Source organism: Vibrio sp. D420a (assembly GCF_030248625.1).
In the GTDB taxonomy this organism is placed as follows: domain Bacteria; phylum Pseudomonadota; class Gammaproteobacteria; order Enterobacterales; family Vibrionaceae; genus Vibrio; species Vibrio fortis_A.
In genome coordinates this window covers 1-1,721 of the sequence record NZ_JAHGAN010000036.1, presented here as the reverse complement: position 1 = coordinate 1,721, position 1,721 = coordinate 1, and the positions used below count along the sequence as shown (strand labels likewise).

Sequence of the window (1,721 nt, the reverse complement as noted above, 5' to 3'; positions counted from 1 at the left end):
TGGCTGAATGAGTTTGAATCTGTACTTCTAATCCCTGAATGGGCATCGCAACCGAATATGGTGACGGTAGACCCAAAGGGTTCATTCGCACAGTCAATTCACAGTCACTATTCGTAAGAATAGGGAATGTAATCAGTATTCATTGAGTCACAAAATCTTAAATTGAAGAGTTTGATCATGGCTCAGATTGAACGCTGGCGGCAGGCCTAACACATGCAAGTCGAGCGGAAACGAGTTATCTGAACCTTCGGGGAACGATAACGGCGTCGAGCGGCGGACGGGTGAGTAATGCCTAGGAAATTGCCTTGATGTGGGGGATAACCATTGGAAACGATGGCTAATACCGCATGATGCCTACGGGCCAAAGAGGGGGACCTTCGGGCCTCTCGCGTCAAGATATGCCTAGGTGGGATTAGCTAGTTGGTGAGGTAATGGCTCACCAAGGCGACGATCCCTAGCTGGTCTGAGAGGATGATCAGCCACACTGGAACTGAGACACGGTCCAGACTCCTACGGGAGGCAGCAGTGGGGAATATTGCACAATGGGCGCAAGCCTGATGCAGCCATGCCGCGTGTATGAAGAAGGCCTTCGGGTTGTAAAGTACTTTCAGCAGTGAGGAAGGGGGTGTCGTTAATAGCGGCATCTCTTGACGTTAGCTGCAGAAGAAGCACCGGCTAACTCCGTGCCAGCAGCCGCGGTAATACGGAGGGTGCGAGCGTTAATCGGAATTACTGGGCGTAAAGCGCATGCAGGTGGTTTGTTAAGTCAGATGTGAAAGCCCGGGGCTCAACCTCGGAACTGCATTTGAAACTGGCAAACTAGAGTACTGTAGAGGGGGGTAGAATTTCAGGTGTAGCGGTGAAATGCGTAGAGATCTGAAGGAATACCAGTGGCGAAGGCGGCCCCCTGGACAGATACTGACACTCAGATGCGAAAGCGTGGGGAGCAAACAGGATTAGATACCCTGGTAGTCCACGCCGTAAACGATGTCTACTTGGAGGTTGTGGCCTTGAGCCGTGGCTTTCGGAGCTAACGCGTTAAGTAGACCGCCTGGGGAGTACGGTCGCAAGATTAAAACTCAAATGAATTGACGGGGGCCCGCACAAGCGGTGGAGCATGTGGTTTAATTCGATGCAACGCGAAGAACCTTACCTACTCTTGACATCCAGAGAACTTTCCAGAGATGGATTGGTGCCTTCGGGAACTCTGAGACAGGTGCTGCATGGCTGTCGTCAGCTCGTGTTGTGAAATGTTGGGTTAAGTCCCGCAACGAGCGCAACCCTTATCCTTGTTTGCCAGCGAGTAATGTCGGGAACTCCAGGGAGACTGCCGGTGATAAACCGGAGGAAGGTGGGGACGACGTCAAGTCATCATGGCCCTTACGAGTAGGGCTACACACGTGCTACAATGGCGCATACAGAGGGCAGCCAACTCGCGAGAGTGAGCGAATCCCAAAAAGTGCGTCGTAGTCCGGATTGGAGTCTGCAACTCGACTCCATGAAGTCGGAATCGCTAGTAATCGTAGATCAGAATGCTACGGTGAATACGTTCCCGGGCCTTGTACACACCGCCCGTCACACCATGGGAGTGGGCTGCAAAAGAAGTGGGTAGTTTAACCTTCGGGAGGACGCTCACCACTTTGTGGTTCATGACTGGGGTGAAGTCGTAACAAGGTAGCCCTAGGGGAACCTGGGGCTGGATCACCTCCTTATACGAAGAT

Annotated in this window: 1 rRNA gene; it reads left to right on the top strand. The window is 52.4% G+C overall.

Going from position 1 to position 1,721, the window contains the following annotated elements:
• The first annotated feature begins 159 nt into the window (after nt 1–159).
• A 16S ribosomal RNA gene (locus KI743_RS21015) occupies nt 160–1,712 on the top strand.
• Nucleotides 1,713–1,721 lie beyond the last annotated feature (9 nt).